This is a genomic window from Pedobacter sp. AK013 (assembly GCF_014205835.1).
Taxonomy (GTDB): Bacteria; Bacteroidota; Bacteroidia; order Sphingobacteriales; family Sphingobacteriaceae; genus Pedobacter.
The window spans coordinates 19,801-28,417 of sequence record NZ_JACHCQ010000052.1; the positions used below are offsets into that span (position 1 = coordinate 19,801).

The window sequence follows — 8,617 nt, forward strand, 5'->3', positions numbered from 1 at the left end:
TTATCAGCTGTAAAACTAAGCAATAAAATGTTTATGACAAATGCATGATTGTCAATTCTGGAATTGGTTCTACATTTGCTTAACGGTGTTAGATTATTTACACCTAATATTCCAGTCATGGGAAGTAAAGAAAGAATTCTACGTTTAAAAGATGAGACCAGAACAAAAATTCTGGATGCTGCCTTGAATATTGTTCAAACAGAGGGCTGGCAGGCATTGAGTATGCGTAAAATTGCCGACCAGATTGAATATACCGCACCAATTATTTACGAATACTTTTCTAACAAAGATGGCATCTTACTGGAACTCACCAGAAGGGGATATTTAATGTTGGCGAAAGATATCCGCGAAGCTAGGGATAAACACGAATCTCCGGAAGATAAAATGGAAGCCATGTGGATTGCCTACTGGAACTTTGCCTTTGCCCACAAAGAATTTTATCAGTTGATGTATGGTGTGGATATGGTTTGTTGTACCGTTAAAAATTCGATGCCCGAAGCCGAGAACCTAAGCAGTATGTTAGGCGATGTAATCGAGTCTTTATTTGAGAAGAAACCTGTTTCTGAGGATGATATCTGCATGAAGTATTACACCTATTGGTCTATCATCCATGGTTTAATTTCCATTAACCTGGTTCGCCCGAACGGAAGAACAACAGATGAATTAAACCAGCAAATTTTAAAAGATGCCATCAAAGGCATTACGTTATCTATTAATAGTTAATTTTTTTTACAAAGTAATTTAACACCGTTAAATTATTTATACACTTTAATTCCAATTAAATTTAATCATATGAAATCTCTACACCGCTTGTATCCTTTACTTAACACTGTTAAACGGTTTAATAGTATTAAGATAATGTTAACAATTTCTTTAGCATCTATAATTTTGGTGAGTTGTAAGTCGTCTCCTGATCAGGCTGCAGCCGCACCTCCGCCGCCAGCATTACCTGTAAGCGCAATTAATGCCAGCACCGAAACTACGTATATCGAGTATCCGGCTTCTATTCAGGGTGCTGTTGATATCGATATCCGTCCGCAGGTGAGTGGTTACTTACAAAGTGTTTTGGTTAACGAAGGCGCTTATGTAACCGCGGGGCAAACGCTATTCAAAATTAACGAAAACCCTTACCGTGAGGCTTTAAACAATGCCAAAGCGAGTTTACACGCAGCAGAAGCGGCTATCTTAAACGCTCAGTTAGAAGTTGATAAGTTAACACCACTTGTTCAGAATAAAGTTGTTTCTGATATTCAGTTAAAAACGGCAAAAACAGCTTATAAAATTGCGCAGGCAAATGCCGAACAAGCTAAAGCCAGTGTTGCTGCAGCACAGATCAACTTAGGTTACACCAATGTTAAGGCCACTGTTAACGGTTATATCGGCCGTATCCCTAAGAAACAGGGAAGTTTAGTTTCTCCTACAGATCAGGTGGCTTTAACACAGTTATCAGATATACATGAAGTACATGTTTATTTCTCTCTGGCTGAAAACGACTTTAACAATTTCAACGCAAACTACCCGGGTAAAACCCCTGCAGACCGGATTAAACATTTACCGGCAGTTGAACTTTTACTGGCCGATAATTCTGCTTACCCGATTAAAGGTAAAATCGATATGATCGACGGTCAGTTTGATAAAAACACAGGTGCTATTACTTTAAGGGCCAGTTTCCCTAATGCCAGCGGAACCCTGCGCTCGGGTAATACCGGTAAAATCCGTTTAGGTTTACAGCACGATAATGCCATTCTGGTGCCGCAGGCATCTACAGTAGAAATGCAGGATAAAGTATTTGTATTTACCGTAGGCGATAGCAGTAAGGTAAAAAAACAGGCCATTACCATTGTGGGTAAAGCCGGCGAAAACTACCTGGTTAAAGACGGGGTAAAAGTTGGCGACCAGATTGTGTTAAGCGGCGTTGATAAGTTACAGGAGGGTATGGTGATCCAGCCTCAAAAAGCAGCAGATAAAGTAGCTGTTGCAAAAACAAAAAATTAATAAGACCTAAAATCTAAAAAGTCATGTTTCAGAAATTTATAGACAGGCCTGTACTTTCGACTGTTATTTCCATCTTATTGGTAATAGTTGGTATACTTGGCTTAACAAAGTTGCCCTTAGAGCGCTTTCCAAATATCGCACCTCCGTCGGTATTGGTAACCGCTGTATACCCTGGGGCCAATGCCGAAACCATTTTACGTTCGGTAACACCATCATTGGAGGAAGCCATTAACGGTGTGGAGAACATGACCTACATGACCTCCAGTGCCAGTAACGATGGTACTTTGGCCATTACGGTTTATTTCCAACAAGGAACCAACCCCGATCAGGCAGCGGTAAACGTGCAAAACCGGGTTTCGCAGGCCACCAGTCAGTTGCCGGCAGAGGTTGTACAATATGGTATTACCACCACCAAACAGCAAAACAGTTTTATTGGTGCTATTGGTGTTTACTCCGAAGACCCAAAAAAATACGATGCTGTTTTTGTAAACAACTATGCACAGATCAATATCATTCCCGAACTTAAACGTATCCCGGGTGTAGGTTCGGCCAGTGTATTTGGCGGTATTAAAGATTATTCAATGCGTATCTGGTTAAACCCAAGTCAGTTGGCCACTTACAAAATTACACCCAATGAGGTGATCACTGCCATTCAGGATAAAAACCTGGAAGCAGCACCTGGTCGTTTTGGTGAAAGAAGTAGTGAGGCTTTTGAATATATCATTAAATATAAAGGTAAACTGACCAAACCAGAGGAATATCAGAATATCGCGATCCGTTCCAATTCTGATGGTTCTATATTACGTTTAAAAGATGTGGCCCGTGTAGAATTGGGTGCTTATAGCTATGGTAGTGTAAACCGTTTAAACGGACATGATGGTATTACCATTGGTATCATCCAGTTATCAGGCTCTAATGCCAACGAAATCCAGATTGCCATTGATAAACTGATGGCAAAACTATCAAAAGATTTCCCTGCAGGTATTAAATTCAATCAGTTTTACCGTACCAAAACCGATCTTGATGAATCCATCAACCAGGTGGAGCACACTTTGATAGAAGCCTTTTTACTGGTATTTATCGTGGTGTTTATCTTCCTTCAGGATTTCAGGTCTACCTTAATTCCGGCTATAGCGGTTCCGGTGGCGATTATCGGTACCTTCTTTTTTATGCAGCTGTTCGGCTTCTCGGTTAATCTTTTAACACTTTTTGCACTGGTATTGGCCATTGGTATTGTGGTAGATGATGCGATTGTGGTGGTAGAGGCAGTGCATGCCAAAATGGAAGAAAATCCTTCGCTTAGCCCGAAAGCGGCCACTACCCAGGCCATGAACGAAATTACCGGGGCCATTATATCGATTACATTGGTAATGGCGGCAGTATTTTTACCGGTTGGTTTTATGACTGGCTCAACAGGTATTTTCTACAAACAGTTTGCCTTAACCATGGCCATCGCCATCATTATTTCGGCTGTTAACGCTTTAACTTTGAGTCCTGCGCTTGCGGCCTTATTTTTAAAGAACAAACATGCCGAAGGTGGACATAACGCGCCTAAAAAAGGTTTTGTAGAAAAGTTTTATGCAGGTTTTAACGGTGGTTTCAATTATATGACCAACCGTTATATCGGTGGCTTAAAAGTGCTTATCCGTAACAAATGGATCAGTATGGGCGGGTTGGCCTTAATCGTTTTGGTTACCATTTTTCTGGTAGGCAGAACAAAAACAGGCTTTATTCCTACTGAGGATCAAGGTTTTGTGGCTATCGCGGTTGCCAGTCCATCGGGAACATCATTAGCCAATACCAATAAAATATTAAAACAGGCCGAAGCAGAGTTGAGGGCGATGCCATCAGCAAGATTTGTGATGTCGTTGGCTGGTTATAACTTTTTAACGGCATCAAACAGTCCGTCAGCTGGTCAGATTTTCTTATTGTTAAAACCAAACGAAGAAAGGGGAGCAGTAAAAAATATCGATGAGATACAAAACATTGTAAGGGCTAAAATGGCAGCCATATCTGCCGGTACCTTCTTTGTATTCAGTTTCCCAACCGTGCCAGGCTTTAGTAACGTAGAGGCCATGAACGTAATGTTACAGGATAAAACGAATGGCAGGCTCGATAAATTTAGTGGTGTAGCGAATAACTTTATTGGAAAGTTAATGGCGAAACCAGCTATTGCTTATGCTTTTACTTCTTATAAAGCAGATTATCCGCAGTTACAATTGGATGTTAACGACGAAAAAGCCGATCAGTTGGGCGTAAGCAAAAAAGACATCCTGCAAACCATGCAGACTTATTTCGGTACTGCACAGGCATCAGATTTTAACCGCTTTGGTAAATACTACCGTGTGGTTGTTCAGGCTGATGTGGCCGACAGAACCGATCCTGCAAGTATCGACCGTGTGTTTGTGAAGAACAAAAACGGAGAAAGTGTGCCCATCAGTACCCTGGTTAAATTAACCCGTGTATATGGTTCGGAAACGGCTTCGCGTTATAATCTGTTTAACTCTATCGAGGTAAATGCCATCCCTAAACCAGGCTTCAGTTCTGGTGATGCCATTAAAGCGATAGAAGAAACCGCCAGAGAACAATTGCCAACCGGTTATGCTTACGAATTCTCGGGACAAACACGTGAGGAGATTTCTTCAGGCGGACAGTCGACAGTGATATTCCTGCTTTGTTTGGTGTTTGTTTACTTCTTATTATCAGCACAGTATGAAAGTTATATCCTGCCATTGGCGGTAATCTTATCTATCCCTACCGGTGTATTCGGTGTGTTTGTGGTATTGGGTTTAACCGGTATCGAAAATAACATTTATGTGCAGGTAGCACTGATTATGCTCATCGGGTTGCTGGCTAAAAACGCCATCCTGATTGTAGAGTTTGCCGTGCAGCGACGAAAGGCAGGGCTCAGTTTGGTTGATTCGGCTATAGAAGCTGCGCGATTGAGGATCAGACCGATTATTATGACCTCACTGGCCTTTGTGTTTGGTTTGTTCCCGATGAGTATTGCAACAGGTCCATCGGCACAGGGTAACCACTCCATCAGTATCGGTGCAGCAGGGGGTATGGTATCGGGTGTAATTTTAGGTTTGTTCATCATTCCGGTACTCTTTGTCATCTTCCAGGCTTTACAGGAAAAAATATCAAAAAAATCAAGAAATGAGGTTATTCACCACCATGGAGAACCTGTAAATAATAATCATGTAGTTTATGAAACGGTTTAATATCATTACCATCCTGCTCCTGGCTTTAATCTGGAGCGGATGTTCGGTTTCGAAAGATACAGCCCTGCCCAATATTGCGCCAGGCTTGTTCAGAAATTCATTGCCTAAAGATTCTTCGAGTGTTGGCAGTATGCCATTGAAGAGTTTTATCAACGACCTTACTGTTCAAAATTTAATTGATACAGCTTTGGTTAAAAATTACGATATGCAGATTGCATTGAAAAATATAGATGCAGCCGAAGTATTGTTTAAACAATCAAAACTGGGTTATTTACCTGAATTGAAATTGCAGGTGTCGGCAAATTCGAGTCGCCCGAGCGATAACAGTTTAAATGGCTTAAGCCTGAACCAGTTTACAGGTTCCACACACATCGAAGATTATAATGCCAACCTGGGTGTGGTTTGGGAAGCCGATATCTGGGGCAAAATCCGCAATCAAAAAGCTGGCGCTTTAGCCAGTTTTTTGCAGACAGAAGAGGCACGTAAAGCCGTTCAAACCCGTTTGGTGGCCAATGTTGCACAAGGTTATTACAATCTGTTAATGCTCGATGCACAATTGGAAATTGCCAAAAAGAACTTAAAATTGAACGACAGCACATTAAGGATTATCAATTTACAGTTCGATGCTGGTCAGGTAACTTCGTTGGCGATACAGCAGGCGCAGGCACAGCAGTTAAATGCGGCACAGTTGATCCCCCGTTTAGAGCAGAGTGTAACCTTACAGGAAAATGCTTTAAGTGTACTGATTGGTACTTTGCCTAATGCCATTAAGCGCGAGAGCCGTTTAGATAATATGACTATTCCGCAAGACCTGAATGCAGGTTTCCCTTCATCGATGTTAAGCCGCAGGCCTGATATTAAAAGTGCAGAGCTGGCTTTAACCGTTGCCAATGCAAGGGTTGGGGTGGCGAAAGCCAGTTTATATCCATCGCTGGTGATTACCGCAAGCGGAGGTATTAACTCTTTTAAAGCAAGCAACTGGTTTAATGTACCGGCATCGTTGTTCGGTTTGGTTGGGGCAGGGATTACCCAGCCTATTTTTCAACGCGGACAGTTAAAAAGCAATTTAGAACTGGCTAAAATCGACCGTGAGAAATCGGTAATTCAGTTCCGTCAGTCGGTATTAAATGCTGTTGGCGAAGTTTCTGATGAGTTAACGAAAGTAGAGAAGTTAAAAACACAATACAGTATTGCCGAAAAAAGAGCACAGACTTTACAACAGGCTTCAAGAAATGCAAGTTTGTTGTTTAAAAGCGGTATGGCCAATTATTTAGAGGTAATTACCGCCCAAGGCAATTTATTGCAGAGCGAACTGGAGTTAACCACCATTAAAACAGAGCAGTTAAATGCAGTTGTTGGTTTGTACCGCTCGTTAGGCGGCGGCTGGAATTAATTTGTAAAATACTATAAATAAGCCTATAACATCTTAAAGATTTTATAGGCTTGTGTATAAATTTAGGCACTAAGAGCGCGATGTTCTTGGTGCTTTTTTATTTAAAGCTGTCATTGTAACATGAATTTCGTCATTGCGAGGAGAAACGACGAAGCAATCTTACTACTATGGGTTATCTGCGATTAGTACTAACATTATTATGTTATCCGGAATCTAAACATCTTTTGTCATTCGGTTACTATTTTCTTGCCCTTTGCTCGGTCTTGCCTCGGCTCACCGCCGCCGAGGGGCTCTTACTTTTGGCTTGGCCCAAAAGTAACAAAAGCCCAAGGCTCGCATCCTTTCTTGTAAAAAGCGACGGAAATCTCGATTGCGGCAGCATCGAGGCTCTCATCCCTACTTATCCAACCGCTCCCGCTTTGATCCTGCCTTGGGCTGTGGGGTTATGAGGGGGGGACTGCAAAGATTTCCGTGCTTTTTCCTACGAAAATCTGCCATGCCGGATAGCAGGGAGCAGATAGCATGGTGCAGATGGACTTCCCATTTTGCTGTCATCCTGAGGTACGAAGGATCTTTTAATTGCCGTTATCGCGAACAATCCGTCATTTCGACCGTAGCGGAGAAATCTTTTAAGTTAGGTTAATAGGGTGCATTTTTTCCCTCAGCTCAGCCTTGCCTCGGCTACCGATGAAAATCGGTACAGGTCTACTGCCGCCGATGGGGCTCTTACCTTTTTTCAGTTTTTGTTTATGTTTTCATTGGCCTTCAAGCTTGCTTCGCAGGTTTCTTGATAAAAAGGTAACCAAACCTGAGCGCAGCGAAAGCATGACTACCTATAAAAACAACAGCTAAGAAGGCATAAATCAAGGCTTGGATCTGATGTCGGACAAATTCGTCAAAGCTTTGAGGTCGTCAGCACAAGCCCTCCCGAAGAATGTTCGGGACAAGCTTATGAAGGATCGGGGAGGGCGTGCTGCCTCAGGGTTGTGGTAGGTTGGGAGGAGGTACAAAAGCTTTAACGTTTTTTCCTTCCATCATATCCTAAGGCCGGATAGTAGGGAGCAGATAGCAGGGTGCTGATCGCATGGGGCGGTGGATTTATCGCGTCCTTTCAATCGCGATCAATTCATCATCGTTGTATTTTCCTCCGGTTTTGTCATCCTGAGCGTAGTCGAAGGATCTCCTTTCATCATCTCCTAGCCAGATATCAGGGAGCAGAGAAATATTATGCGTAATTTCTATTTCGTTTAATCCGTCATTGCGAGGCCGGAATTGAGCGAGCCGAAGCAATCTCATTAGTAGTGTTTTACCATTAAGTCATTCTAGCTCGATCAATTCGTCATCTCGACCGTAGCGGAGAGATCTTTTAAATTTGATTTCAATAACATGGTACAAAGATCTCTCCATTCCGTTGCACTCCAGTCGAGATGACGACACTTTTATTAGAATCCTTTATCTCAACCGGTCGTCATCCGATAGCTATCGGGTCCCGCGCAGGCGGGAACCTTAAAGCGCTCGCTATTATAAAGTAGAATTTAAATATTTCGAAACGGCTCATTGCCGCCGTGGCTAGTCCTTTTTTTCAGTGTTTGTTTATGTTTTTATAGGTCTTCAAGCTTGCTTCGCAGGTTCCTTGATGAAAAAGGGACCAAAAAATCAAGGCTTGGATCTGATGTCGGATAAATTCGTCAAAGCTTTGAGGTCGCCAGCACAAGCCCTCCCGAAGAATGTTCGGGACAAGCTGATGAAAAATCGGGGAGGGCGTGCTGCCTCGGGGTAGTGGTGGGTTGAAAGGGGGGGCAAAAGTTTTAACGTTTTATCCTTCCATCATATCCTAGGCCGGATAGCGAGGTGTAGATAGCATGGAGCAGAGGAACTTCCCGTTTAGCTGTTATCCTGAACACCAATTCCGTCATTGCTGTAAAGGTTTAGTAATTCGGTAACAGAATTAGCTTTGTAAATAGCTAATTATGATTTATGCGAATAAACACTAATGACCTTACCT

The 8,617-nt window shown here is 42.4% G+C and carries 4 protein-coding genes; all 4 read left to right on the forward strand.

What is annotated here, in order from left to right:
• The first annotated feature begins 117 nt into the window (after positions 1 to 117).
• The 4 genes from HDC90_RS23530 (at position 118) to HDC90_RS23545 (ending at position 6,612) form a co-directional block, all read left to right on the forward strand.
• A complete protein-coding gene (locus HDC90_RS23530) occupies positions 118 to 723 on the forward strand; it encodes a TetR/AcrR family transcriptional regulator (RefSeq protein ID WP_184470840.1) in 606 nt (201 codons plus the stop codon).
• A gap of 135 nt (positions 724 to 858) precedes the next feature.
• Entirely contained in the window at positions 859 to 1,995 is a 1,137-nt protein-coding gene (locus HDC90_RS23535; protein ID WP_255497826.1) for an efflux RND transporter periplasmic adaptor subunit, read from the forward strand.
• Positions 1,996 to 2,018: 23 nt separating this feature from the next.
• Positions 2,019 to 5,219 carry an efflux RND transporter permease subunit gene (locus HDC90_RS23540; RefSeq protein ID WP_184470842.1) on the forward strand — a complete coding sequence of 1,067 codons (3,201 nt, stop codon included), beginning with the start codon at positions 2,019 to 2,021 and terminating at the stop codon, positions 5,217 to 5,219.
• Positions 5,206 to 6,612, forward strand: a complete 1,407-nt coding sequence (locus HDC90_RS23545; RefSeq protein ID WP_184470843.1) for a TolC family protein — start codon at positions 5,206 to 5,208, stop codon at positions 6,610 to 6,612. The genes HDC90_RS23540 and HDC90_RS23545 overlap by 14 nt, the downstream gene beginning before the upstream one ends.
• Positions 6,613 to 8,617 lie beyond the last annotated feature (2,005 nt).